This window comes from Lysinibacillus sp. OF-1, assembly GCF_028356935.1.
Classification (GTDB): domain Bacteria; phylum Bacillota; class Bacilli; order Bacillales_A; family Planococcaceae; genus Lysinibacillus; species Lysinibacillus fusiformis_D.
Genome location: NZ_CP102798.1, coordinates 2892237 through 2918892 on the forward strand (window position 1 = coordinate 2892237; position 26656 = coordinate 2918892).

30 protein-coding genes and 1 pseudogene are annotated in these 26656 nt (G+C 34.1%); 1 reads left to right on the plus strand and 30 read right to left on the minus strand.

Annotated features, from left to right (window positions below; translation table 11 throughout):
- Positions 1–240: 240 nt before the first annotated feature.
- The 22 genes and pseudogenes from NV349_RS14015 to NV349_RS14115 form a co-directional block, all read right to left on the minus strand.
- On the minus strand, positions 241–633 hold the full coding sequence (locus NV349_RS14015) for an SMI1/KNR4 family protein (protein WP_089934573.1): 393 nt from the start codon (positions 631–633) through the stop codon (positions 241–243).
- Between the two features lie 35 nt (positions 634–668).
- On the minus strand, positions 669–1610 hold the full coding sequence (locus NV349_RS14020; RefSeq protein WP_271910284.1) for an ADP-ribosylglycohydrolase family protein: 942 nt from the start codon (positions 1608–1610) through the stop codon (positions 669–671).
- Between the two features lie 232 nt (positions 1611–1842).
- On the minus strand, positions 1843–2367 hold the full coding sequence (locus NV349_RS14025; RefSeq protein ID WP_271910285.1) for a hypothetical protein: 525 nt from the start codon (positions 2365–2367) through the stop codon (positions 1843–1845).
- A 239-nt stretch (positions 2368–2606) separates the two neighbouring features.
- Entirely contained in the window at positions 2607–3248 is a 642-nt protein-coding gene (locus tag NV349_RS14030) for a DUF1963 domain-containing protein (RefSeq protein ID WP_271910286.1), read from the minus strand.
- A 543-nt stretch (positions 3249–3791) separates the two neighbouring features.
- Positions 3792–4133 carry a hypothetical protein gene (locus NV349_RS14035; protein WP_271910287.1) on the minus strand — a complete coding sequence of 114 codons (342 nt, stop codon included), beginning with the start codon at positions 4131–4133 and terminating at the stop codon, positions 3792–3794.
- Positions 4134–4505: 372 nt separating this feature from the next.
- Positions 4506–5195, minus strand: coding sequence for an endonuclease V (locus tag NV349_RS14040; protein WP_271913591.1), 690 nt, complete (start codon positions 5193–5195; stop codon positions 4506–4508).
- A gap of 102 nt (positions 5196–5297) precedes the next feature.
- Positions 5298–5651: pseudogene (locus NV349_RS23170) on the minus strand (toxin-antitoxin system YwqK family antitoxin); the annotation flags it as partial.
- A gap of 219 nt (positions 5652–5870) precedes the next feature.
- Complete coding sequence (locus NV349_RS14050) at positions 5871–6122, minus strand: hypothetical protein (protein WP_271910288.1); 252 nt, start codon at positions 6120–6122, stop codon at positions 5871–5873.
- A gap of 62 nt (positions 6123–6184) precedes the next feature.
- A complete protein-coding gene (locus NV349_RS14055) occupies positions 6185–6694 on the minus strand; it encodes a hypothetical protein (protein ID WP_271910289.1) in 510 nt (169 codons plus the stop codon).
- A 364-nt stretch (positions 6695–7058) separates the two neighbouring features.
- Positions 7059–7478, minus strand: a complete 420-nt coding sequence (locus NV349_RS23245) for an Imm3 family immunity protein (protein ID WP_442916453.1) — start codon at positions 7476–7478, stop codon at positions 7059–7061.
- Positions 7474–7761, minus strand: coding sequence for an Imm3 family immunity protein (locus NV349_RS14060; RefSeq protein WP_271910291.1), 288 nt, complete (start codon positions 7759–7761; stop codon positions 7474–7476). Before NV349_RS14060 ends, NV349_RS23245 begins: the two co-directional genes overlap by 5 nt.
- 228 nt (positions 7762–7989) lie before the next feature.
- On the minus strand, positions 7990–8610 hold the full coding sequence (locus NV349_RS14065; protein ID WP_271910293.1) for a pentapeptide repeat-containing protein: 621 nt from the start codon (positions 8608–8610) through the stop codon (positions 7990–7992).
- A gap of 370 nt (positions 8611–8980) precedes the next feature.
- Positions 8981–9361, minus strand: a complete 381-nt coding sequence (locus NV349_RS14070; protein WP_271910295.1) for a hypothetical protein — start codon at positions 9359–9361, stop codon at positions 8981–8983.
- Between the two features lie 146 nt (positions 9362–9507).
- A complete protein-coding gene (locus NV349_RS14075; protein ID WP_271910297.1) occupies positions 9508–10218 on the minus strand; it encodes an SMI1/KNR4 family protein in 711 nt (236 codons plus the stop codon).
- 213 nt (positions 10219–10431) lie between these two features.
- Positions 10432–10860, minus strand: a complete 429-nt coding sequence (locus NV349_RS14080; protein WP_271910298.1) for a hypothetical protein — start codon at positions 10858–10860, stop codon at positions 10432–10434.
- A gap of 233 nt (positions 10861–11093) precedes the next feature.
- Positions 11094–11396 (minus strand): hypothetical protein, encoded by a 303-nt coding sequence (locus NV349_RS14085; protein ID WP_271910299.1) that lies wholly within the window; start codon positions 11394–11396, stop codon positions 11094–11096.
- A 724-nt stretch (positions 11397–12120) separates the two neighbouring features.
- The gene (locus NV349_RS14090) at positions 12121–12600 is read right to left on the minus strand and encodes a DUF2247 family protein (protein WP_271910301.1); all 480 of its coding nucleotides are present in this window, start codon (positions 12598–12600) and stop codon (positions 12121–12123) included.
- Positions 12601–12830: 230 nt separating this feature from the next.
- Entirely contained in the window at positions 12831–13280 is a 450-nt protein-coding gene (locus NV349_RS14095) for an SUKH-3 domain-containing protein (RefSeq protein ID WP_271910302.1), read from the minus strand.
- Between the two features lie 102 nt (positions 13281–13382).
- Entirely contained in the window at positions 13383–13667 is a 285-nt protein-coding gene (locus NV349_RS14100; protein WP_271910303.1) for a hypothetical protein, read from the minus strand.
- Between the two features lie 195 nt (positions 13668–13862).
- On the minus strand, positions 13863–14099 hold the full coding sequence (locus tag NV349_RS14105) for a hypothetical protein (protein WP_271910304.1): 237 nt from the start codon (positions 14097–14099) through the stop codon (positions 13863–13865).
- 369 nt (positions 14100–14468) lie between these two features.
- A complete protein-coding gene (locus tag NV349_RS14110) occupies positions 14469–15320 on the minus strand; it encodes a hypothetical protein (RefSeq protein ID WP_271910305.1) in 852 nt (283 codons plus the stop codon).
- Between the two features lie 236 nt (positions 15321–15556).
- Positions 15557–15979: a hypothetical protein gene (locus tag NV349_RS14115; protein WP_271910306.1), complete on the minus strand. Its 423-nt coding sequence runs from the start codon at positions 15977–15979 to the stop codon at positions 15557–15559.
- 1040 nt (positions 15980–17019) lie between these two features.
- Between NV349_RS14115 and NV349_RS14120 the strand changes: the two genes are divergently transcribed.
- A protein-coding gene (locus NV349_RS14120) for an IS3 family transposase (RefSeq protein ID WP_271910307.1) occupies positions 17020–18350 on the plus strand; the annotation gives its coding sequence in 2 pieces (ribosomal slippage) (positions 17020–17398 and positions 17398–18350; 1332 coding nt in all).
- Positions 18351–18666: 316 nt separating this feature from the next.
- Here the strand turns inward: NV349_RS14120 and NV349_RS14125 are convergent.
- The 8 genes from NV349_RS14125 to NV349_RS14160 all read right to left on the minus strand — a co-directional run bounded on the left by NV349_RS14125 (position 18667) and on the right by NV349_RS14160 (position 26633).
- The gene (locus tag NV349_RS14125; protein ID WP_036149023.1) at positions 18667–19146 is read right to left on the minus strand and encodes an immunity protein YezG family protein; all 480 of its coding nucleotides are present in this window, start codon (positions 19144–19146) and stop codon (positions 18667–18669) included.
- A gap of 4 nt (positions 19147–19150) precedes the next feature.
- Entirely contained in the window at positions 19151–20548 is a 1398-nt protein-coding gene (locus tag NV349_RS23250) for a DNA/RNA non-specific endonuclease (protein WP_442916356.1), read from the minus strand.
- Positions 20549–20583: 35 nt separating this feature from the next.
- Positions 20584–22110 (minus strand): contractile injection system protein, VgrG/Pvc8 family, encoded by a 1527-nt coding sequence (locus NV349_RS14135; protein WP_271910308.1) that lies wholly within the window; start codon positions 22108–22110, stop codon positions 20584–20586.
- A gap of 33 nt (positions 22111–22143) precedes the next feature.
- Complete coding sequence (locus tag NV349_RS14140; protein WP_155591526.1) at positions 22144–22551, minus strand: DUF4280 domain-containing protein; 408 nt, start codon at positions 22549–22551, stop codon at positions 22144–22146.
- A gap of 230 nt (positions 22552–22781) precedes the next feature.
- On the minus strand, positions 22782–23336 hold the full coding sequence (locus NV349_RS14145) for a serine protease (RefSeq protein WP_271910309.1): 555 nt from the start codon (positions 23334–23336) through the stop codon (positions 22782–22784).
- A gap of 23 nt (positions 23337–23359) precedes the next feature.
- Entirely contained in the window at positions 23360–24490 is a 1131-nt protein-coding gene (locus tag NV349_RS14150; protein ID WP_271910310.1) for a pentapeptide repeat-containing protein, read from the minus strand.
- A gap of 35 nt (positions 24491–24525) precedes the next feature.
- Positions 24526–25950: a hypothetical protein gene (locus tag NV349_RS14155; protein WP_271910311.1), complete on the minus strand. Its 1425-nt coding sequence runs from the start codon at positions 25948–25950 to the stop codon at positions 24526–24528.
- Positions 25947–26633: a hypothetical protein gene (locus tag NV349_RS14160; protein WP_244504894.1), complete on the minus strand. Its 687-nt coding sequence runs from the start codon at positions 26631–26633 to the stop codon at positions 25947–25949. The genes NV349_RS14155 and NV349_RS14160 overlap by 4 nt, the downstream gene beginning before the upstream one ends.
- Between the last annotated feature and the right edge of the window lie 23 nt (positions 26634–26656).

Consider the following 26656-nt stretch of genomic DNA (forward strand, 5'->3'; position numbering starts at 1 on the left):
TTACAAGTATTTGCCAATAAGTTCTTTATTAAAGTAATTATTAACCATATATGTAACTATATTTTCATTATACTATCTCCCTCCAATAATTCAACATAATTTTCTAAAAAATACAAAAAATTAATAGGATATGTAATAATTTTGCTATATTTCTCAAATCAAATTCTCCAAAAATAGACATAAAATCAAATAAAAAGCCTATTCCCAATAGCAGGAATAAGCTTCTAATAGTTTGCATAGCTATACTGTTTCTAACTGACAGCCATCTTGTAGCCACTTGTTTAAATCGGATGTGATTAACGTAGCAAGTTGGGGATTCATAACACCACAATCCACCGCAAAAACGTGACCATCCTCTCCTTGTCTATTCATTAGAAAAACCATTCCACCTCCATCATCACCAATGGCTATATAGCCCTTCGCATATTCTGCTACTTCCCAAGTCTCGTTTCTTTCTAGCAATTCTACTGTACCGTAAATTAACACGCCGTTAGTGAACGATAAACCATTCATCTCTTTTAAGACATATCGATAAACTTGAGGGAGATGGAAAGTCAGGCCCTTCTCCACATGTAGAATTTCGTGCTCTGTAGCAGGTGGATTGGCCGCCGCACTATTATGTAGTGGGTACATTTCGTCACCATCCTTTCATTTGAAATAGCTTACACCTAAGCTGCACAAAATTCGTAAAATGCCATGATTAAGTGGTCAATCTCTTCTTTCTTAATCATTTTATCTAACCATTCATGTGGAATTTCATCCATATTCTTATACATACCCGCAATAGCGCCCGTAATGGCTGCAACGGTATCTGTATCTTCTCCCAGATTTACAGCCCTTAGAATAGCCTCTTTAAACGTTGTAGAATTACCTACACACCAGATTGCGGCCTCTAGTGAATGGACAATATAGCCACTTGAGCTAATATCACGCTCTGCAATCTTTAAAAAGTTTTCCTTAAAAATCCTTGCATATGCATTTAGCTCCGCTCGCAGATCATCCTGTAAATGACTTTGGAGCAATGAATATACCTCTTTTAAGGCTGTTTCTAGCGTATTATTTCGATATAAGCTTAATAGCAATTCAATATAAATGATGGACCCAACGATTGAACGTGGATGGGCATGCGTAATTTCTGTATATTGTTGTACCCATGCTTTTCTTTTATCAAAATCTAACTCATTCATCACCACAAATACGATAGGCGCTATCCTCATAAGGGTGCCATTGCCATTATCAAACTCGCCCGTTTTTCCACAATGCTCAGGTAAAACACCATTTTTATAGTTCGTAACGGCTTCAGCAGTCGTGATGCCTATATCAAACATTTCTCCAAATGGTGTAAGATAGCCCTGCTCCATGTATCGTACAAACTTATTCATTAAGGTTTTCGTATCGGCTTTTTCAATGATATTTTCGACTAAACATAACGTTAAAGAAGTATCATCAGACCAAGTACCTGGTGGCTGATTGTAAGTACCATACCCGGTCACATCCTGCACATGGAAAGTCCCTCTTTGCTTAAACTCAACAGGTACTCCCATTAGATCACCGATAATTCCACCATATAATGTTGCAAACACTCGTTCCTTCAAATTTGTATCTACCATCGGATGTCACTTCCCCTTTCTATGTCAAACATAATACAAAAAAGACGATAATTGAAGATGTGAATCTTCCCCCATCGTCTGTCCTATAAAGTGGACTCTATTGATATTTTTTCATAAATATTTATGTTTAAACTAATACCTCAATTGACTTTAGCAAAAACATATCTTTTATCTTCGTGTGGACACAAACAGAAGAGCATTTAACTGTTTGTCACAAACTACTTGTAATAAATTATAAAATTTTCGATAGTTTACTACCGACAAACGCATTCCCCCAACCATTATTCTCACCTATTGAGAATAGCTTAAAAGGATTTACATCGGGTAATGGTATATGATTTTCAATCAAATAATTAATTAATATCTCTAACTCATCCAAACTATCTTGCCCATAGTCAACTATTTTGGTATATGCATGACTAGTACCAATATAATAAATTGATGTCATCACAAATTCTATTTTCTTATCAAGATTTTGATATAATTTAGAAAGAAATTCAAAGTTTTCTTCATCTAAATATTCAAAGTCATGTTCTTCATACAATTTAAACTCCAGTAAATTTTCTGGAATTATTTCAGATATAACACCACTCCAATCATCAATATACTTTATACTTGTGAAATCCCACAAATATTCTAATATTATTCTCCATTCATTCACATCATAATCTAAATACTGTAAGGTATTTTCTAAACAGCTAATGCTAAATGAAACCCTACCATTCAACGAAATTTTTTTAAAAATTTGTATATTCACAATAAAACTCCCTCATATATAAATTTGTACAAAATGGGGATTGATAAAAAGAAAAACATATGTAAAAAAGAAACTTATGGCGTCTTCTTTACATATTTTTTTGTATCTTAATTAAGAATATTGCCAATAACTTTTTATGGGATTCTCAATTAATTGAACCTTCTAAAATATATGCATCTAAATAGACCCGAACGCAAAAAGATAACTTTAAGATCTACCTTCTTGTACTTTAATGGCCATTAAGTACATTGAGTAAAAAAAAGACCTGCGTCATTCTCACTACAGTTTCTCTTTATAAATAAATATCCAATCGAGTCACTCAGGCTAAAAATATTTTGAAATTCTTTTGGAGAATCACCGCCATATATTTGGAGACAAAAATGATAATCATTTAAACCTAAGCTTTCTAGTTGTAACAGAGATGGCTTACCCCCAATTAACGATCCACAGTAAAACTCTATGTCATCAAAATCTTCACCTTCTTCATCTAAATCCAAATTCAATTCATCTCCTAAAATGAACTCTTGAGCCGGAATTAGGAAATTTGATTCATTTCGAAGATCACTTGCTTTGTGTAATAAAACTCTTGTAAATCCTTGTTTAATATTTTCAAATTCTTCTTTATCTCCATGAAAAGTGATTAAATCTAAAAAGTAATCATCCCTTTTATATGTTGTGAAAACAGATAGGATGTGTTCTTTTGGTAAGTTTAAATTTAGAACTTTGTTAAGAAAATTTGTTGGTAAACATAATATAAGAGTTAATTTATCTCCATTTGGATTTAATGGCCAATCAATATTTTTAGGCAAGAAGCTATATCCGCCTAGTCGTGGTACAAGGGATTCATTTTCAACATCTTTAAAAATAATTTCAACTGACATCTGTTCAACTCCTACATTTTTTGTACAAGTTTTTTTATATGTAAGGTATATCTAATACCTATTTTTTAGGAAAAGTCGCTTTATCTTTATAATAGAGAGGTGGTCAATCCCAATCGAAGAGTCATGCTTTTCATAATTAGAAAAGCTTTTATAAAGAAATGTTCATAATTTAAAAGAAACCGTAGTTAATAATAGGTTATATGTTTTCTACCCTTTTTTCACTTTTTTCAAGAATATACATAGGAATTATTACATTTCCGAGTGCGCCTGACCATATACATAGAAGCCATGTAAGTAATTCGTCACTAGGAATAACAAATAAATCCTTTAGTCCATTTTAATTTTGTTGGTTCCAGTAACTATGTATTCATCGTTTGAATATAAAATTATTATTCTCTTTAATATCAGGAGAGTTTTGAAATCAGAATATAAACAGTGACTGTTTCAATTTTTTGTTCATAATCGGTTAAAAGTTGAGAGATTCATTACAGATATACCATTTATGATTAAAATTCCATCAAACAAATAATAAAATTATTATTCCTATTCATACCACTCATCACCTGAATATTTTTCCATTAAGTCCATAGTTTTAGGTTCATTTTCAATACAAAAATTTAGTATTTCACCAATCAGTAAATGTATCTCCTCTTGTTTAACCTCAAAACCTCTATGTTCTTTCCAATCACAATTAATTATCACATTCAAACAATTATAATCCTCCATATTATATAAAAAATCCCTTATAATCATTGAAAATGCAACATTATAACCTTTATAATTAACCCAAACTACAGCATTTCCATTATCCAACATATTTACTTTAAATGCATAATCCTCATAACTAAACCATACAGTATTACTACTTCTTTTTTCCTCTTTCATAAATTAATTTCCTCCTTAGATGTCATAGAAACCAGTAAGAACATCTAACGTAGATTACTTTTTGTACTAGTATGACTTCACCGTACTTCTCATAAAATTGATTAGTGTTGTTGTATTAGGATTTCCATATTGCTATCTAGTTTTGACCACCTTCACTTATACACTTCGCTATAAAAATACGAAAAGCACTTGTTACCATTTATAACAAAAGTGGCTTGTAAGATAAACCTTTTCAAAGTGACTCCTTCTACCATTTTCGCTTATCGATTCATATGTAAAGGTCCTCCTATACATTCCTCCTGGATATAGATGTTCTAAGAACATTGCATAACTTTCGAAATTATATATTATACCTTCTTTAATTTTACTTCTTTATTGAGTATATTTTCTTCTACTCTCATGAGTAGCTAAATCTGCATAACGTGTCGTTATTGGTAATCGGCTATTTTTTTCTACAAAATGTAGCGTTATTTTGATGAAAGTCTCCAAATCGATCCAGTTACCGCATGAAATAAAAATGGGCTTTACATCCTTTCTCGTTCTCATTACTGCCCCATATACTTCTCCATCAATCTCAATATAAGTAACATCTCCTATTTCATTTTTTGGCATTTGAAAATCGGTATCTTTTATCTTCAAATAACTTTTTGCAACACCTATTGTGGGCTTCTTCAAATAAAAAGAAGCATGTGTTGCAATGCCCATATGCCTATAATGGAGATAACCATTTCCATCAAACATATAAAGATCTGGTTCACATTGCAGCTTTTTCACTGCTTCCAATACCATAGGTAGTTCCCTAAATGCTAGATATCCTGAAATATACGGCACATCTATTTGACTCCAATATTCTACTTCTTCTATAATTTGTTTTGTAATATAATCTATTACGACAATACAACAAACGCCATAATCGTTCTTTCCCTCTGTCCAATAGGCAATATCAATTCCCGCTACCAAATGGATATCTGCCAATAGAAAATCATTTTTTAATGAAATCTTAGAAATCCATTTTTCTTGTTCACTTTTAAAGAATTCTTCATCTATTTTTTCAACATACATTGGATAAAGTTCCATTAATCCGTCCTTTTCTTCTAATATATTGCCTTGTACATCATATTTTTTAAAACTCACTAATCTACCTAATACTCTATTTTCAACTAATTTTAAAACACCATTTTCATAAAACTCTTTTTGTTTACCTTCTAAAGTATTTTTGTCCAAATGTTTAATTTCTTTAACTTGTCCATTCGGATAAAAATGAACCATCTCCCCATCTTTAATCCCACTCTTAACCATATAATAGCCGGCTAAATTACCATTTTCATAACAGTCATAGATTATACCAGTAAAAAGATGTTCATTATTATTTTGATCATATTCCACTATAAAAGAATCATACTCATCTCCTCCATACCCAAAGTTCCTTCCAAATTTCTTTCCATTTTTCATAACGTATTCTTTGTTTAATATTTCTTCTTTCAACTTTAGATACCTCCGATCTAACTTCACATCCATCTAATAAATACAAATAGTATGGATAACATTTAAACATAATTCCATTAGACTTATTCTTAATAATGCCAGTTCTTATTACATTCACCGTCAAATCTAAAAACCGCTATAAATCTCCCATTGTATTAACCACTTTGAATTTTCATTCTAAAGCCGTCTTGTTTTTACCCATAACAAAAAAACTTAGATGGCATATAGCTGATCAAGTTAATTTTTTAGCTGCTATGATTCGAAAGTTGTTCTATCAGGGAACACACCACCCTCTTTTACTAGGCAAACTGCCAATCTTTGAGCAGCTCTATCATAATAAAACTTAGATGGAAAATTATTACCTGAGATAGCTTCTAACTCGAAAAACTTTCTAGTAAATTTATTTAGCTCAATTTTCCCCATAACATTTTCATTAGGTCCGAATCTGTAAACCACAGTTTCATTATCTTCACATTCTTTTAGTAATAAAACGTATGATGCCATCTTTATTCCTCCTCAGATGGATGCCTAGGGCTCGCTCAGGCTCTACTATTCTATTAAACCATTCATAATCCTGTTTCATAATCTTCTATCAAATGTGACCAATATCCTTCTGCTTCCTTCATTGCTATGGGATCAATTTGCTCATACCCCTTCCTCAACTCAATGGCATAGTTATATGAAGTGTATACACCTTCTTTTTTCATTTGCATTGATAGTTCCTGCCTAATCAAATGAAAAAAGAAGAACGTTCTTACATTCTGATTAAGCGTATAAATTAGAGGATGATGTAAGGAAGAACTAGTAAAAAGCTCATCGCTCCCTTCTTTTAAATAAAGTCCGTATTCATTAGACGCACAATGTCCCACTTTGATAAATGGCACTTCTCTAATCGTAGTTTTTAAGAAGTTGTTAAATTTATAGAACTCAAAATCACCAAATTCTTTTGGCACTCCAATATCTTTCATAAAATCGGCATTTTTAATACTTACTCCAAAATTAACCAGTTCATCAAAATCATAGTTTCGTGTTTCTGAATCATAATATTCTCGTAGCTCTAGGATATCAAAATCCATACTTTCACCCCTTAATTGCTTTCATACTATTTTATTGTAGGGTTTTTTGATTAGCCTCCATATACTTGTAGCTATACTATTGACACAGGTTTCGTTTGTAAGGACTGCCAGGTATAGGGTCATTTTTGTTTCTTTGGCCATTTGCTTTATTTAACTTGTATGTGAATAAGCTTCTTACTTCCAGTGTAATCTCTTCCCAATATCTGCTTTGAGAATGCCTCTAGCTTTCTTCCAATTAACTTCTTCAACAATGGTGCTACTAGTGCTAACCTCATTAAAATTCCCTCAATTTAAAAACCAAACCTTATCAATAATTTGTCAATAATCATTTGTTGCATCCTTGTATTAAGTTTTAGGGCTAAAACTAACTAGTAATCATGTTTAGTTTGGTTAAAACATGTTTAATTCGTTCGGATAACTTTTCTTGTTCTTCTTTCGTAAGTTGTTCATCCGTTATATCTGCAATACTAAACGATTCCAGTTCATGTTTTACCTCTTTAATACCAAGTACATCTGTTAATTCATGATTATATAAACTCTCGGCTAGTGTTGTATAAATAATAAAATTTTCACTATTAGTATTTTTACATTCCCTCTTAAATCGGTGTAAAACACTTGAAATAATGGATTCAAAACTTTCGCTTTTTTTTATATAAACGTCAATAAATTTTCTGGCTTCTTCGTTTAGTTCATTATAATACCAACAAACCCTTTGGTAATAATTTACCGGCTTTTTTTCAATTCTTGCAAAACATTTTCTTTCCGGTAAATTAAATTGTTCAATTGTTTAATTGTTCAAAGGTTAAACTATTTTCTTGTTTGATTGCTTTGAAATCTAATTCCTTTAGTGATTGTTCAATATAATTCATGAAAGAATATGAAATCTTTTCATGGGTTAATGTAATTTCTGAAATTATTATACAAGCCATCGCTTTATCTGTTTCACTTTTTTTGGCTAACATGTCATATTCATTCAATATTCTTGCAATCGCCTCCTCTTTACTCATTTTTTCTCCTAATAAATCATTATAATCTCCTAAAATATATTCTTCATAACTATAAACCATAAGAACCCTCCTGATATTTTGGTAATTTACTATTATCATCATTATACTTAAATGGTCATATATCGATATTTCTTATCAAAATTTCTTCCTTTGACTTCTCTAGTATGCAAAAAAGGTTCATTCCAAACTCATAATTCAAGTTGGAATAAACCTTTGAAAGTTTATCAAATGGCTGTCAGTTTAAAAGTGTTTGTTTGATTGAAAAGTATTTGCTTATCTTCTTAAATTCTACTCATCGTTCAATTTGTTCAAACTGTTGTTTTGTATCCAAATCCTTGCTTCTTTACCCATTAGCATTATTGGTTTTTCTGGGGTTCCAATATTGATACTTTTTATAAGGGCCTCTTCTATTCCACAAATTCCTGTTAATATAGCCCCGTTTAACAAAACTCTTTCAAACATTGCTAATCGTATATCAGCATTTAATAAAATTGCTTCACGAAAATCGGTTCCGTCAAAAAGACCAGCTACTAAATTAGCGTCTGATAAATCAGCTTTAACAAACACTGTTTCAATACATTCACTATCAGTAAGCCTAGCACCTTTAATATCAGCATTTGTGAAGTTTACATACGAGACGTTAGATTTACCAAAGTCTGCTCCTTCTAGATTTGCAGATATAAAAGTTGATGAACATAGTAAAGATGAAGAGATATCCTTGTCATGTAAATCCATGCCATCAAAGGTGCAAGCTGTTATATTCGCTTGGTCTAGTGGATACTGACACAAATCCACATCTCGCAAATCAATCTCATCTATGCCCAGTTTTTCTCCTTTTTCGCCAATAGTCTCAATCCAAAGATGATGCAAATCTAATTGAATGATAATTTCTTTGATATCTGTTGCCATACGAACCTCCCTTATAGGTACCAAATAACCCCATTCGTTTCCCCAACTTTCTCTATGCCTTTTTTAAATGGGGAATTATGTCTTGACTGGATCTGCTTTTTCATGTTCTATACTGGCTTGTTTACTTTTCTGTCACACTGCCTTATAGACCATTATGAGCATTTTGAGACCTTCACTTGTACTCTTCGTTTAGTAATCCTCATTAACAAAATCTCACCTATTCTCCCTCTTATTAGTATTTAAATAACATCTCCTGATGAACTGTCTTTATGAGTTATTAATACAAATTCAAGGATATTTTTTAATGTACTATATTTTTATTTATCGCCAGTAATTTGTTATTCTCCATTAGTTTGTACGTACTCCTTTATTATATTTGAACTAATGACAACACTTCAAAGCTGGCACAGTAAAACTTAATGATGTTATTCTCATAATCTTCTACTAAATAATTTTTTGGTAATTCAAAACCTTTATCTTTCAAACTATTAATTCTAAAGCCTGTTATTTGATTAGAACTATTTCCAAATCCTAATAAATCTAAAGTAGTAACATCATTAAACTTCATTTTCAAAATAAACTTTCTATTATCTAGCTCTAATAAAAAGCTAACTTCTAAAAATGAAACTTGGTCATAATAAGAATTGTATCCAATATAATAGTGGAAATCAGCAATACATTTGATATCTGTTGTTTTAAAAGAAGGAATTTTATTTTCTAACTCTGTTCCTTCATACCACTCATTCATCATTCACTTTCTCCTACACTGTAATCTTATCATTTACGTCTTTAAACTTGTAAAAAAGCACTTGTCGCCTTGTTATAGACAATCAAGTGCTTTAAGTAAATTACAAATCCTCCTATACTTTTTGTTAGATAAAAAATACCTTTACAAAGTTACGTGTCAAACCCAATTACAATCCATTCATCTACATAACTCCAAAAATTAATATTATATTTGGGCTTTAATTTTGCAGACCAAAAGGTAGCATTGTTATCATCACAATTTGTATAATCTATAGCTATGTAGCTCCCCATACCATTAGAGAAAAAGCCAAAAGATGAATCTAGGTTAATTTTTATAGGTTCTTCTAAATCATCAATAATACTCCATTCAATATCCTCATCCCCAAGGTATGTTACGGAATCGAGTGGAACTAAGCCCATTGATGTACTTGCGTAGTAATAAAAACCATCGTGAACATTTTCATAAAAACGTTGAATAGAAAAAGGGGTTTTATCCCACGACTCTTCTAATTCTATTTCTATGTTTTTTTGTCTCTTTTGAGGATTACGCCCTTCGTAATATAATAAATCTCCTTTGGTATTTTTTATAGTGTATAAAATAGAATATTCACCTTCCACATCCATAATTTCAATATTCGTAAGATGTTCATTTAAATAAGCAATTGTGTTCCGTAATTCAATCCCTACATTCTTTGCCCATATTTTCAGAAGTAAATCAATTCTTCCTTTAATATCATCATGATTAAAAAGTTTTTTCCATTCAATTGGTATTACATTATCATCAAGTTTACCAATTTCATCCATTGTTAATATACGAACATTTTCATTGTACTTTTTTAAATATGTAAGTTTTTGCACCATCTACTAATGATCTTCCCCTTTATTTAATTCATTAAAATCATCTCGTAAAGTTTTATGATGTATTTAAACTGTCCACTTTTTCATTGCCATTTCCTTCAGTCTAAATCGAGTAGAATTCCTCTTAAGCAAGTGCTTTGTTATCTTATTGGACATCGTTCTCTTAGTAGGGAGTGTCTACAAGTACTTGTTTTCAGTATGATTTACAAATGCCCCTTATTTGAAATTCTCTAAACCATGGTATGGATTTAGTATGTTTTCTCCTACTTCATTGATTGTTTCTTGTATTTCTTGAAGTATTGCTTTATCAATGTCTTGTCTTTGGCTAATAGAATCTTTAATTTTTTGAAAGCATTTTTTTAAACCCAAGTTTACAACAATCGACAAAATAATATCTACATCATCATATGATTCAGTATTCCACAAGTCACAAAGAACTCCATCAACATTAGCTCTTATGTCAGCATGTAATAACTCATAAGTCAGCACTTGCCTGTCCATTAATTGACTCAGTATCTGTAAAAATACATTTTTATCAATCTTATTAGATGAAAAATCATTTAAAACATCTCGAAATAATGAAGCTAGTTCATTTACTGATAAAAATTCTGGAAATTTTCGGTATTCCTCTAAATTCATCATCATTTCCCCCTGTATCGGTACAGGAATATCATTTAAAGTTTGATTTTTTGTCCAAGTACTGCCTGATTGTTTATTACCTATCTTTAGTAGAGCAGTTTATGGTAAATGAGATGCTGGCCCAGAATATTACTTAGAGCAACAGGTTAGGAGCACGCCATCTAATAATGAAAGTTTATTTACCGGGTAAGGAAAATATATACTTTTCCTCTTTTAGGAGTGTGATTTATACCTCCAATTTAATCCATGTACCCCTCAGCAATTTGTATACTTCTCTTTAGATTTAAATCTGGGTATCTTTGATCTAGGGAGTATAGTAATTCAATATACACTTTACTTTGTAAATTATATGCCACTTCTTCAAAAATTTCACTTAAAAATGAAAGTTCTATTTTTGTACAAACCTGTAAAAATTTCAGAGTTAAGTTTTCATCTTCACTAAGCAAAACAACCAGTTCTTCCCATTTTTGATTAATTCTTGGATCATTATCATCTAGTAATGCTCGTGCACCTAAGATTGCTCTAACTTTTTCTTCAAACATTATTAATGCTCCTCTTTAAAATAACAAATGAAACAAAATCTTGGATTAAGCCGAATTAACAAAACCTTCCACCTAATCACTTAGTTATCTAATTCCAGCAATATGGGGCCTTTGCACCTTTATTTGCCCATTTTCCAGCTGTCACTGCATTACCCACCACTGGAGTCGTAGTCTCAGAGGAGAAGGTCACATTGACCTGATCACCCCTTACCTTAAATACTATCTTAACCTAGCGGATCAACCGTAAAATTCGGATCTCCAACATATCCATACAATGTCGGATTATTTTTTTCGAGCCCATTCGATTAGGTACATATTTCCATATTTAACAGCTTTGATAAAGTCCTCTTATGCCTTCCCTTTGTCCTGGATACGGATGTTTTAAGGAATTACATAACTTTCTTTAGTTTTAATTCCAAACGTTTCTTTCATATATGTATTTGAAGGCATATGTTAACCCTCTATATCGCCTTTTGATTTACTTGGATATTTTCCAAATTACCTATTCTTTAACACACTTCAAAGTAATGAATCGCTAGTTTGTGATATATTTGCTTCTTATTCTATATACTTTTTTTATAATGTTCTTTCATTTCATCACAAACATTTTTATCGCTACCCTTAGTTACCTCAACAGTTTTACTATTTACCCTCTATTTTTATTAGTTCTTCCATAAGCGTGCATTCCTAGTAGTGTTTTGAAGTGCGGTGTGATTTTATAATATTAACTAAATCTCACACCCTCTAATTTTAGAAATTGATCAAACCTAGTTACCATATCTTCTTTAGTTGTTGGAACTTCTTGAGGCATATAATTAATAAGACTCTCCATATCTTCTGGGTAGTGATGATTTCCATAAAACGCTGCAATTTTATTTAATAATTCATTATCTTCTTTACAGCTATCTTTTATTCCAGATAAACAAACAAATCTGAGTTTTCTATTCTCCTCTACTAATATGCTACTTTCTTCATCTAATTTGGGAAAATAATTCGTTTTTATTTCTGACATCACTTTATCTAAATTTTCACTAGATACGCCCCATGCAAGTTCACTTACAAACCCACTTGCAACACCAATCTCCATCAACTCTACCGCATAATCCGAAATAACGTCTTTAGTAAAATAATTTTCTCGGACACCTATAAAAATAGTTTTCCAGTCATACTGAATGTGACTATTTTTTAAATCTTTTAAGTTCAAACTATTCACCTCCTACTTTTTTGGAATTTCATTTAGTTACCCGTTATAACACCATTTTCAATGAATTCTTTGTGGCTCACTCCACCATTTGGTTCAACACTCCATTCAAAAACAACTTTTTTTGTCATTATTACTCCCTGTTATTTGATAAAAGTTCCTTTTAATCTTGTCCCCTTTTACCAGTTGGAACTCCTCCGCTAATCTTGACTATTATCACCTTGATTTTCTCATTACTCTTCATGTATTCCTTTAATCTCTCTCCCTTCACATAAATTGTTGAGAGCTTCATATATTCCGCAACCAATTTTCCAAATATAGTAATCATCTCGTGCTGCGTAAACTTCCCCTGCTTTAGACATATACAATACTGCATTATCTCTAAAAGCAGTACCAATGACAACCAAATCCTCACCTATTATAACTTCATATCTTTTATAATGTCTTCTGTCTAAATCCCCTAGCCCTTCCTCCGGATTTATCACAAAATCATCCAATTTTTCATTATATTTATAGATACACTTTAATTCACCAAATTGCTCCAGTGCCTCTTTTACACAATCGAAAACGACATATCCTTTATCTGCTAGATATTTTACTTGTGAACTAATATCTTTTTTTCGGTCTGGTATCCATCCTGATTGCTTTAAGATTTTTATTGTTTTTATCGACAGTCTTTCCATACTAAACACCTTACTTTTTACCAAAAGGTAGAATCAACATTAAACTTTTCAAAAATTATTCTATATATTAATTTAGAATAAAGTTAAAATATGCCTAACCAACTAATTATTTTTTATAGTCATTTCCTCTGGTTTGTTAATATTTATCAGATAAATTAAATCAGAGGTAGAATATACTTTTAATAAGTTTTCTTCTAGCTCAAGTTTATTAAATGGATTAGAATCCGTTGAAAAGAATGCCCATATCAAATTATTATTCAGGTCAACATTAGCAACAAACCCTTCATTCCCCATACTACCTTCACCACAAATAAATATTTTATCATCATGCTGTAGAACTTTAGGATGTTTCTCAAACTCACACCAAATGTCTTCATGAAAAGACATTAAAGTCGGACAAAATTCCCCTTCTTTTTAAAATATCTCCCCTATAATAATGACAATCCCTTTCTTTTAAGATAGTCTGCCACAAAGTGTTTTAGTTTTTATTTTTCCAGAAATGATTTTCTATCTTTGACTTTTTTGTAGAAATTCAACATACTTTTTTGCTTGATTTGCATTAATACTCTCGCTCTTAAATTTTTATTTTGTATCTTTCAAATCTCCTTTCATCCAACTAATTATTATATCTTTTATTTTTTCCAAGTTATTATTATTTAATGTGCAAACTATCACTAACTCTTTCTGGCTACTATTGTCCATAGAGCTATTCATCCAATAATAAAATACATCCTCATGCTCAGAGCTCTCTTGGATAATTTTTATTATTTTATTCTCTTTTTTTGATTTTGCTGAAAATATCGGATTTCCATCCATCATTTTTTTCCATTACTGAAGGTAGTATTATAGTAGGGGCATATCCAATCACTTCCATCAATATTCTCTCTATGTAACAACATAAAAAACATATCAATCCAATATTTTTCTAAAGCTGTATACACATCTTCCTTATTCATGTAATTAACAAAGTAATGAAGCCTATTACTATTTTCCACAACACTTCCCCCAGCATCTTTAATAAACTTACGAGCCCTATCTAATTCGTTTTTCCTTATTTTTTTGTCCTTCTTGCTCTCATTATTATGTATTTTTAAATTTTCCTTACTTGTTGTTCTCTTGAAAACCCCAGACTTAACAAGCTTCCTTTCTCGATAAAATAAATTCCTTTAAATTTTAGACCCCAATAATTCATTTCTGGTCAATTCTAACTTTTGCACCTAACGACATAAAATAGTTAGCTAAAACTAGTGTATTTTCCCCATGTCCCTCACCTATTAGAAACCCATTACTAGTTAATCGGTTTCGTATCTCATCGAGTGATAGTCCTGTTTCTTTTTTTAATGCTAGGATCACTTTTGATTTATTTTTACCCGGATCATCAAGATACACATAATATTTTTTTACTTTTTCTTTAATGCGTTGCTCAATTGGAGTAAAATTTTCTGTTGATTTCATAATGGGAAGAAATCTACATATATTTCTAATTTCTTCATCACTTAATTTAATTTTCCACTCTTTCTCCATTAGCTCATAGAAATTAGATTGATATTCTCCGACTTTATAGTATCTATCATCATGTTTATCAAGCCAAACAGACAAAAAAAAGTCGAACTTTTCGAGTGAATCTACTAGGAGTTTTGGAGAAAACTCTTCTCCAACATCACCATAATAAATTGGAGTTTCAACTTTACTAATATCTGCAATTACTGGATTCCCACTCCAATTGGAGATAATAATCCAATTTTCATTCCATTTCATTTTTTCTGAAATATCTTTCCAACCTTTTTCATCTCTAATAAATCGATAACCTTCTAAAGCGACTAGTAGATTTTCCATACCGACTATATAGAAGTCGTTCGTCCAATAAAACAATATGTCTTTAGATTTTGGTAAACCACTGTACCATTTCAAAAGGGCTTGGCTTAAAAGAGGGAGTTTAAAAATCTTTTCTAACTCCCCTTTCGTTTCTGTAGATGTTCCTAAACATCTAACCTTACTGCTATTTTCATACTTAGAAATTGCATGAGCTAGGTACTTCACTGCTTTTTATAGCTCCCTCCACTGTTATATTTCTCATTGCTTGTCAATCAATTAGTCGACCAGAGTTACATTAGTATCGTTTTGTCTATGACCTCTCTCACCATATAAAGGTTCATTATCAAGTAAGGAGAAACAACCATATTACCCATTTACTTTTTAATAAAATCCCATAATACCCTAAGACTGAAGTTACAAAATTAATCACTAGCAAAAAAACGCTTCTTTAACTAATAAACCTAACCTTCTAAACTTTTTAACCACTTATTATAGTAGCTGAACTGTTCTTCAATTTTTACAAACCTCAAACCATTGTCAAATTCAAATATATTAACTATATCTTTTAATCTAGCTGGCTTTCCTATTTTTAATTTATATGCTAAATGTCCGGTACCCATCGATAGTTGCATTTGAGATGGATAAACATTTAACGCAGCCCCATTACACATGACTTGTATATGTTTATCCTCTAGATGTTGTCGCAGGCTTTGAAGTGCCAGGAAAAAGTTATCATGTTCGACACTTATTGTGTCATCTAATATTAATAGTTCTATTAAAACCATTTCTTCTTCATCTGGAGATTCCTCATACAGTTTCAAAATACCATCAAATATTTTTCCGTCATTCATAGCAAGTTTTATAGTTTTACTTTCATAATTCAAAATATCACCTTCCATATAGTGGGGTAGGAGGTATTAAACATTCTAATTGTTCTGGACTGGCGAACGAGCCCCGAGTGATTTATTAACTTCAATATAATTAGAGGTTTTAATTTCATAAAAGTGACACCATTCCTAACAAAAAACATATGTAAAGGAGATTTTTGAGTTCTTCATTATATTTGTTTTGAAAGTAATAGTAAAAACTAATCGTACCGTGTTTAGCTATTAACTAATAAAATTATATAACCTATTCAGCTTCTCCCTTGCATAACTTCCAGCATATCAAACAATAACTTAATATTGTTATTTTTCTCTGTGTATCCAAAATGCACTGGACAGCAAAACTTTTGATCCTCCGAAACTGCACGTGCTTGCCCAGTTATAATTTTACACCAATTCTCCTATTTTTCCACTATCACCCATAAACCGCTTCTGAATTTGTCATAGCCACAGTTAAACCCTATCAAAAAAGTAAATAAATTAATGAGTCATTTTATCAGATTTCAATCCCATCTTTTTATAAATTCATTCCTAACATCCTCTGAGTTCAGCAACCTCGCCGAATAATTTTCAACTTTTTCTGCTCATTCATCAGCAGAAATAGATATAAAAACTGTTATGTCATCTTTTTCAGGACAAAAATATTATCTGGAAGGTTACAAGCGTTATGTATAGCAAGCGTTTTATTCGACACTCCTCTATGTTCGAAGCAAAAAAACCATTCCTACTCGTGGTTCAAGAGAGAATGATCTTTTGAAAATTCATTAAATATTCGAAGCATTTAGTAATTGACTTGTTCGTTGTATTGAACAGTCTTATTATCACTTTGCAAACCTACCACTTTTCATGTATTTTCGAAAGAAGGTTTACTTAAATCAATGTGAAATTTTCACAAATATAAAACAGCCTTTATCTTGTCCTGAACTGAACCCCGAATAGTGGACACTTTAAAAAAAGTGGACCTTATTCGGGGTTTTTCTATTTTCAACGTTTGAAAACCCCGTTATACTAACCATACCATTTATGAACGGGAGAACATCATGAGTAAAATAATTTTTAACGAACACCAACGCAGACAAATTGAAGCGAATCCAAATGTCGCCTCAGTATCCGACCGCTCAATTCAATATACAGCCGACTTTAAATTAAAAGCTGTTCAGGCAAATTTACAAGGAAAAGGTCCAGTCCAAATCTTCAGAGAAGCGGGATTTGACTTAGAGCTGATAGGGATTAAGAAAGCTAAAAGTGCAATTAGCCGTTGGAAGAAAACATATCAAACACATGGTAAGGAAGGCTTTTTAGAGGAACGTCGTGGAAAAGAGAGTACTGGTCGACCACGCCTTGAAAACTTATCCGCAGAAAAGAAACTTGAGAAAGCGGAAGCGCGTATTCAACTGTTAGAGGCAGAGCTTCATCTGCTAAAAAAGCTCGACGAAATGGAAAGGCAGGCGAAAAAGAATCGTTTTTAACACCGAAAGAGAAATACCAAGCCATCAATGAAACAATTCGTTTCTATCAATTAAAAAAGATGACTCGTCACCTTTGTCAGGTAGCGAATGTCAGTCCAAGCGGCTATTATAAGTGGCTTCAAAATAAGGAGAAACACGCTTTACGTGAAGAAGCTGATTATCAAGATTACATCTTATTAAAATCAATTTATGATCAAGCGAAAGGCAAAATGGGTTATCGTGGATTTTATATGGCACTGGTAGATGTGCTGGACACACCGATGAACCATAAAAAGATTCTTCGTCTGATGCGTAAGTTCAATTTATATGTGAAAGTACGTCGTGCGAATCCGTATCGTCTGTTAGAAAAAGCAACAGAGGCGCATCGCCGTATACCGAACCATTTAAACCGAGCATTTAAGCAAGAAGAGCCAGGAAAAGTATTCTTAACAGATATTACGTATCTGCAATATAGAGGTGGTCAAAGGGCGTATTTATCATGCGTGAAAGATGTCGCAACACGAGAAATTGTAGCATACGAATTATCTACTACGTTAAAGATGTCCCTTGTCTATAAGACGCTTGAAAAGTTAAAAACACATCTAGAGGGCCATCTTCATCCAGAAGCGCTGATTCACTCGGACCAAGGTATTCATTATACACACCCAGAATATCAGCAGCGTGTAAAAGAAATGGGACTTTTTCAATCAATGTCCCGCAGAGGAAATTGTCTTGATAATGCGCCAATAGAATCGTTTTTCGGTCATTTCAAAGATGAAGTAGACTATAAACAAGCAGAAAGTTTGGCAGAATTACACACAATAGTGATGGACTATATGAACCATTATAATCACACACGAAAGCAATGGACATTAAAAAAGATGGCTCCGGCAACTTACCGAAGCCATCTCATTGCGGCTTAAACTAAAACTACATCCCTTTTTATTAAACTTTTTACCAAATAGGGTTCAGTTCACTAGTGTTGCTATTGACTCTTTTTATTTTATAAATTTTCTACTTTCAAATAATTTATTTTTAATAAAATAAATTCCATAGGTATATAATCAAAAAGTCACACATTTTCATTCCCAAAATACAATTTAATGCTTATCTCCAAAATCGTATTATCTAAGAGCTTTATACTCTCACAGTACCATATAAAACAAAATCTCTCATTTTATATTATCTACTGAAATATTAAGCTGTTAGGTTTTTAATATGTACTGCACATATATCCCCTCAATTATTATTTTCAAATTCCTTCATTTTATCAATTTTAATTCTGTCCCCTTCATCTTGTGGTATATTATTCAGATATTTACTTTCCCAATATTCCAACCTATCGGAAGGGCCAAAACTTGATTCTTTCCATTTAGTATAATCATATTCAATTTTTAACTTTCCTTCAGATGTAAGTTTCATGGTAATTGAAAACCAAGGATCTTGTCCATTATCTAAAAATACATTCTTCAAACTATTTGTTGTTTCTAATAATTTCCTCATTAAACCATTATATATCTGTGAATTGATATTGTACTTTTTTAAAATATCTCGGCAATAAACATAATATTCCTTATTTGTTGGTTTGTAAAAAAAGAAAACTCCTCCTTCTCCATTTTCCACCTCACCATTAAAATAAAATTCTTCCCAGTCTTCTGGTATTAATTCATTTATTGTTTCTGCTATTTTTCTATATAATACATTCATCTGTTCTTCCATTTTACTAACCTCCCGGTTGATTTAGTATTGTTCTAGTAACTTCTCTTTTATTCCCTATTTGGTAAGTTACTTCAAAAGAATCTGGTCGCATTGAATTCCCCGAGTATATCGGATTAATTTGAACAGTAACTTTTTTCGGAGGTGTTTCTTTCAATGCATTTGCCCATTCTGTCTCCATATTGAACCATTCACCACCAGAACGGTTAATCTGGCTATTTTGTGGAACTAGGTTATCGATATCCTTTGGCCCTTTAAACTGTGCTCCTATTAAGTGTCCACCGTCGTCATCAGGTAATCGATCTTTTCCCCCCACTGTTCTCTGTGCGTATGCATTTCGTTCAGCTGTACCTAGTACAAGCGTTCCTTCACAATCGGTAATACGTCCATTGCTATCTGTACGATAAGTATAACCTTCTGGTGTTTTGTATTCTACATTTGGTTTTAAAACTTTTTTTCTACCATTCTTCGTGAAATGTTCACCGTAATTCACCGCTTTGGGAGAAGGCGTAGGTTGGGAATTAGACGGCTTCGGACTTGGAGTTGTTGTGTTTCTTCCTACTGTTCCTGTATCCTCCACGCGTCTGATGTCTCCACCTGCTCCTGCTAACTCCCACTGTTGTGATCCCAGCTGACGCAGTTGCTGTTTGACTTCGGCTACTTTGGATTGTATCTGGGTTTTCACGTTCACTACTTGCTTTTTGACTTGGTCTACTACACTTCCTACTGGACCTTTCAGCACGTTTTGAACACCTTTACTGACACCCTTAACTACCCCGGCACCTTTTTTTATCAATTTTCCACCTGTCGCCGCCCAGCCCACAATCGGAATCATAGCGCCAAAGGAGAGGGCTGCATTGACCTTATCACCTCTGGCCAGATAAATAAGACCATTCACGCCATCCGCTACTTCGCCGACACCTGGGATTAACCCTATTAAATCTAATCCTACTTGTAGCGTATCTAACAGATTTTTAGGTTTTACAGCATTTTTCACTGCTTTGGTCGTCGCTTGAGCGGCTTTTTTTACAGCCGGTAGTACTTTTTCTTTGACTACCTGCTTCGTCTGTTTGACAGCGGTCTTCACCTGTTGCTTGGCTTTCGACACAGCCGCCTTTGTTTTTTTCACAACCTTTTTCGTGGTCAGGATCGCTTTTTTTATGGCCTTCTTCGCCCGTTTGACCAATTTACTCTTGGATAGACTATTTTTCAGCTTCCGGGCCTTGGTAAAGAATTTCCCCCACTTTTTCTTCTTTTTTTTCTTCTTTTTCTTCTTTTTACTCGATTTCTTTTGTTTCTTCTTTGTCGAGCCCTTCTTTTTGGAGGATTTCTTGGAGCTTTTTCCTTTCGATCCTCCGCTCTTTCCTTTTTTCTTTCCACCTGGAGAGCCTACTTTCGGAATCATCCCCAGTAAGCTCCCCGCTAGTCCTAATAGACCCATTAGGCATCACCCCCACCAACAGGGATCATCCCCATCATGTCTAGGGCTGACTCAAGGTCTGCTTCTTCCTGCGAAGCGACTGATACAGGGGCTTTGATGGACCCTTCCATTGTGACAACCTGTCCCTGGATATCCGTATTGCCATCAAACACAAGACTACTGGAGCCACATGTGAAACGCATCGATTCAGCTGCACTCATGGACACACGTTTTCCGGCAAAGGTGATTGTGCCATTCGCTTTGACTAGTAGGGATGGCTTACTATGCACGGTAATGCCGCTGTCCTGATGGAGCTGAAGAAAAACGGCTCCCTCCTGGGCGGTGAATGTCACGGACTGTGGGTCTAGCTTCATTTCCTTCCCTTTTGGCGTACCCCAGTAAGATGTTTTTGGGTCCGCCGTTTTTGGGTTGGCATCGCCGCCTTTTCGTACACTGTGGCGAACAATCGCAGCTTCCTCTCGATGTGTTGGGAAGGCAAGGTGGACACTGTCCTCCACCTCTGGCGGACTGTAAAATCCGCTATGGCCTTCTGCTGTATAAGGCGTAGCCAGTGTGAACCAGGTAGCTTCTTCCTTCTTTTGCACCTCATCAATGGTAAGATGTACTCTTACTTGATCTTTTTTGACCTCTAAAACCTTACCTTCAATTGCTGTGCCAGGCAGGAACGGAATACTTCGTCTGTCTTGACGTATGCCTTTTTCAAACAACAAATGATATTCATAAGTAAGGATACCTTGCTTCATCTGGGCGATGGACTTGGCTACTACAAGCTTCTTACCTTGGAGCTGAACACGGTCACCGAGCTTCAATATTTTTCTAGAATCTATCACATAGGCGACTGTATCTCGTTCCTCAATTGGCCGCTCGATGTCATTATGCTTACTATGTAAAAACTTAGAGCGATCCTTTAAGATCGTATAATTTGCCGCCGACAGCTTTTCCATTCGCCCTTCAGGTAGTCCAAACCAGAACTTCGGTTTATCAGCATCCACTGCTGCAACTAACACGGTACGAAAATGGGAAGCCATACGTTGTAAAAATTGCCAATCCGTCTCCTTATATTGTAATATAAATTGCTTGAGAGGAGTAGCCTTCGACACAGTATCAATAACATCTGCACCAGAATAATCTTCCAGTACCTTTTTTAACATAGCCTGATAAGTCATCTGATTATGTTGGAAGGAGCGATATTTTTGTTTACAATCCATGGTGAATGTAGATGAAACAGCTTCTAGTTCAATTTGATATACTCCCCTTTCCATTCGAACAGCCATTTCTGTTACCTGTCCTTTAAAAAGTGCATGCAGTCGTTGTCCTTTACGTTTTTGATAGAGCTCTATCTTATCTGTTGTACTGGCAAGCTGCATACAACTATCTTTCTTTTCAGCAGGGATAAATCCTGTTATGGATAACCTTGCATGATCATTCACTGTTTGGGTCAACGTGAGATTATGCAACGTCTGGATTTCATAGGGGGATACGAGTTCAAGCTCGCCGTATCCGATTACTTCCTCGTATGTGTTCACATGAATTCCCTTCTTTCCTCAAGGGACAATGGCTTATTCTTGCCCATCATCTTCTACTTTTATCGTTCCACAATACATACACATATTAATCGATTGACTAATTAACGCTGGGTGATTTTCAATTAATTGATCATCCTTCCCATTAATCCAGGGCATCGTGATGACAGGTGTACAGGGCATTGGCTTTAAGACACCGTTATTGGCGGCTGTGGCGGCTGCAACGATAGGATTAGCTAATGTTTGACATAAGCCAAATGGTTGAATATTGATATTAGGCTTATAATCCATTGTATTCATTTGGGCTTTATTTTTCGTATAAACACCATGACTAACGGGCATTTTTAAGATACTCGTTTGATCTCCCTGCGAGCAGGATAATTTAGCACCAGCTACAACATAGCTGCGTTGATCGCCGCCCTTTGTCTGCATTTCTTCTGACATAGAAAAACCATCCTTTCCATACATAAGATTTGTGCGATATGTTTAGATAAACAGAGTCAGCTACAAGCATGTAAAATCGACGCCTTATTTGAAAATCCTCATTTTCTTTTGCACTTCTTGACCTTCTTCAAATAGCTCTATCTAAAAAATCCTTTTCTCACTATGTTCACCTTTATCTGACCCATAATCTACCACTAATAATGTCATGAATAAGTCCCCGCCGATTCTATTTATTTAATAGGAAGTATCTCATGCCATCTTCCGGAGGTTTGTACCTTGTGTAATCGTATCCCCTGAAAGGCTCTGCGAAGAATGCTCTCTGCTAATTCAATATTGATCACGATATAATTTTCTTTAATGCCCTCTATTTGAAAGCAGGAATAAGGGGCCGCCATTGCTTCGTCTATAATAAGCTTCTTCAACGTTCCATCTAGATGAAATTCTGACTGGGATGAAAGACAAGGAACTTTTGGTGGAATCACTAGCCAGTACAACGTTTGCATTGATTTAGGCATATCCGTGAGCACGACAGCTTTAAATAACATATTTGGCACATATTTTTCCACTAACTGTTTAACAGCATCCGAAAAGAGCGCTATTGGCTTTTCTATAAAATCGATATACAGCATATCGTTCTTTTCCAGTACTGGAAATTGGCGTTCTAGTCCCTCTAATTCTTCCATTCTATCCAATGTTAATAACTCTTTTTTAATCACTTGAGCTATACCAACTGGTTCAACAGCATTTGAAATTCGCTCATCCTGAGATAAAATAAAATAGTTCATCTTTGAGTCTCCTTTTCACACATCTACTTCCAAATAATACTTGCTGTTTGAAATGGGTCTAGCTTTAAATATTCCTTTGCCTCAATAGAGAAAATAGTCTTTTCTAGATTGGCTCCTGCAAAATTCGTATTTTTTACATTTGCTCCAATAAAGCAGGCTCCTCGTAAATTTGCTAGTTCAAAATTAGCACCTTCTAAATTCGCATTTTTAAAGCTGACTGGCAAATAACCGGGTACTTCCCACTTTTGAGGATCTAGAAGGCCACACGCTCCTTGAACCTGTTGGAAATTTGCATCCTGCAATTGACTATTACTAAAATCTGCCTCATGGATTGAACTAAAACTCAAATCAGTACCAATCAGCCGACTTTCCCGAAAATTAGCACCAATCAGCAGACAATCACGCAGACGACAGTTTGTTAAATTCGTTTTCTGGAAAAAGGCATAGCGAATATCTAAATCACTATAATTGCCATCAGCTAAATTCAAATGGCTAAATACCTCATATGGATATTCACCCTCTACTTTTTCTTCTAGCCATGCTTTTATCTCTTCATTATCCTTCGATGCGAAATCCTCGCTATACACTACCTCATTTATATCCATAAACTCACCTACACGTATTTCAACAGCCACATCCCGCTCCAAAGCTAAATATTCTGGACATCTTATAATGTCAGGTAGCGCATATCTAGCAAGGCTCAAGACATATTGATGAAAATGGTGGGCATCCTGAAGCTTTATACGCTCCATATCTGCTTGGGTAATAGCACCCATGAAAGTTTTACTATATAAACTTAATTCTTGGATATACTGCTCTAAAAAGTGGTGAGCCCAGCCAGCATCATACGTAGTTAAAAGTGGATGAAGATCAAAAAACCATTCCTCATCCGTAGCTTCTACTAAATAATGGGGATTCTTCTCCAATAGCTCTGTTCGTAGCATCGAAAATGTGATGTGTGCAATCGGTCCTTTTTGTTGTAGCGATTGCTGTTCTCCTAGTTGCTGACATATTTTTTGAAAAGACGTCTTAAAATCCTCGGCAAGCTTATCCTTGGAAGCTTGGAAAAAATCCTCAAGCATCAAGAGATATTTTAACCTTCTTTTTTCTACTTCTACTTCATAAAAATGCTGTAAAACTCCCTGTGTCTGCATATAAGACTCCTTCCTTTTCCTTCGAGAGAAACATGCTAATTTGCCTTTACTTCTTTCCCAAAAATTTGCACACTACCATTCATTGCGATTTTACTTTCTTTGCATTGTAAAGAAATTTCTTCTTCTGCAGACAAAAGGATTTTCTTACTGGCGTTAACAGTAATATCTGCCTCTGAGATGAGTTTAATCTCTTTTTTACTAAATATTTCAATACCATTTGCTTCATTTAATCGAATAAAAATATCGCCATCTTGTGCGGTAATAACAATTTCAGTTGGGCTCATTTTAATTTCTTTACCAAAGGCTGTACGATAATATTTCGTTGAAGGATCATCGAGCTTGTTAGTTGCCGATGTATCTATATTTTTTCTTATAGAGCTACTAGATATTCCTTCTTCCTCACGATGTGAAGGGAAATAAACGTGAACAAAGTCATTAATTTCAGGCATACAATACCATCCACTATGTCCCTCAGCTGTATAGCCTGTAGCATAAAGAAACCAATGCGCCTTTCCTTTATCCTGCTTATCATCAATAGCTAAATGCACCTTAATATGATCTTTTGCGACTTCTAACACTTTTCCTTCAAGTGACAATCCCGAGATTGCATTGTTAAATATTTCACTTTTATTCATGCCGTTTTTCGTTGAAAGTGTATAGCAATGTTTCAGCAATCCATCCTTCATGGTTGTAAATGCTTCATAAACAAATAGGGTTTGTTTATGAAATGTGACATGATCTCCTATCTCCAGTACTTTATCGGTTTCAACCTCATAGTAGAGGAAATCATGCTCTCCCATGCCTTCATTACCATTCTCTGTATATACTAGGTAATCTGCTAGTTTTTTTCGGGTCGTATAATGATAATCTTCTAGCTTGCCTTTAGCTCTACCAGTGGGCACACCAAAATAAAACTTTGGCTTATCGAAGGTTACAGCAGGAACCAGCCCAGTATGAAAGCGTGAAGCAAGCCTCTTTAAGAATTGCCAATCCGTTTCAAAATATTGGAGGGTAAATTTCCCTAATTTTCCTCCCTTTGTAGCTTCATCTATAATATCTAGGCCAGGATAAGAGGGTTTCATGAGTTTAAAAAGAGACGAGTAGGTCATTTCCTTATCCTGATAGGAGCGATTTTTCTTTTTAATGTCTAGCTGATAGGTGTTAGAGGCAGCCTCTACCTCAATATAATAAATGCCGCGAACGGAACTTACCTTGACATCTAAAATAACACCTTTAAAAAGTGGAGTAGGTGTACCAAGATGACTAAGCTGATTTACCTCAATGGCAGATCGTACCTCAGTCATTTCTACATATGTATCTCTAGCCTCTTCAGGTACAATACCAGTAAAATGTAATGTAGCATGTTCGTTCATTTTTTTTACAAGGGTAAGATCTTGGATACTAATAAGCTCAAAAGGTTTAATTTGTATATTATGATAGGCTGTCACTACCCCACTCATAGCACTGCACCTCCATTCCTGCTATTTGAAGCAAATTGTAAGGATTCCATCATGGCCCTCGCAATCGGACGCCAAGTTTCAAGGTCATCCTCCATACAATTAAAGGTTCCAATAAGAGCTTGTCCTTCGATAGAGACAAAGAACATTAAATTAAAAATATCGCCATCAATAGCTGGTGTAATGATCTCTAAAAAGCCAACTGACTTTTCGTCAATCGTTAGGACATCCGTGTCTAGCCAATCTGCTGAAGGCTGTGCTTGTTCAAGGATGTCAATCATATTTTCTTGAAAAGCAGCAACTCCCTCCTCCGTTAATCGATGTGGAGTTAAGTTGAAGGCAAGATTAATCGTGGAGGACTCATCTGTATAAATAAGATTAGGTCTACGCTCTGATGGGTACTTTAATGATGCTAATTCAGTAGACATCTCGGAAAATAGATTTGGCATACGAATCGACATTTTGCCATCCAAAAATGATTGCCCCATCACCTCCACCTTTTCATCATCAATTAATATGTAAGCTTGATAGATATTTACTTTTGGTAGTTCTTGTTCCTCCTGTTCAGAGGCTTGCTCTGGCTCCTGCTCTCTTTTTAATGCTGCTTCTTGCTGAGCTAACTCATGTTGCTCCTGCTCTCTCATTTCATTTCTAAGTGCAATAATCTTTTCATCTAAAAATTTCATCCCACTCACCTTCCGTTTCTTAA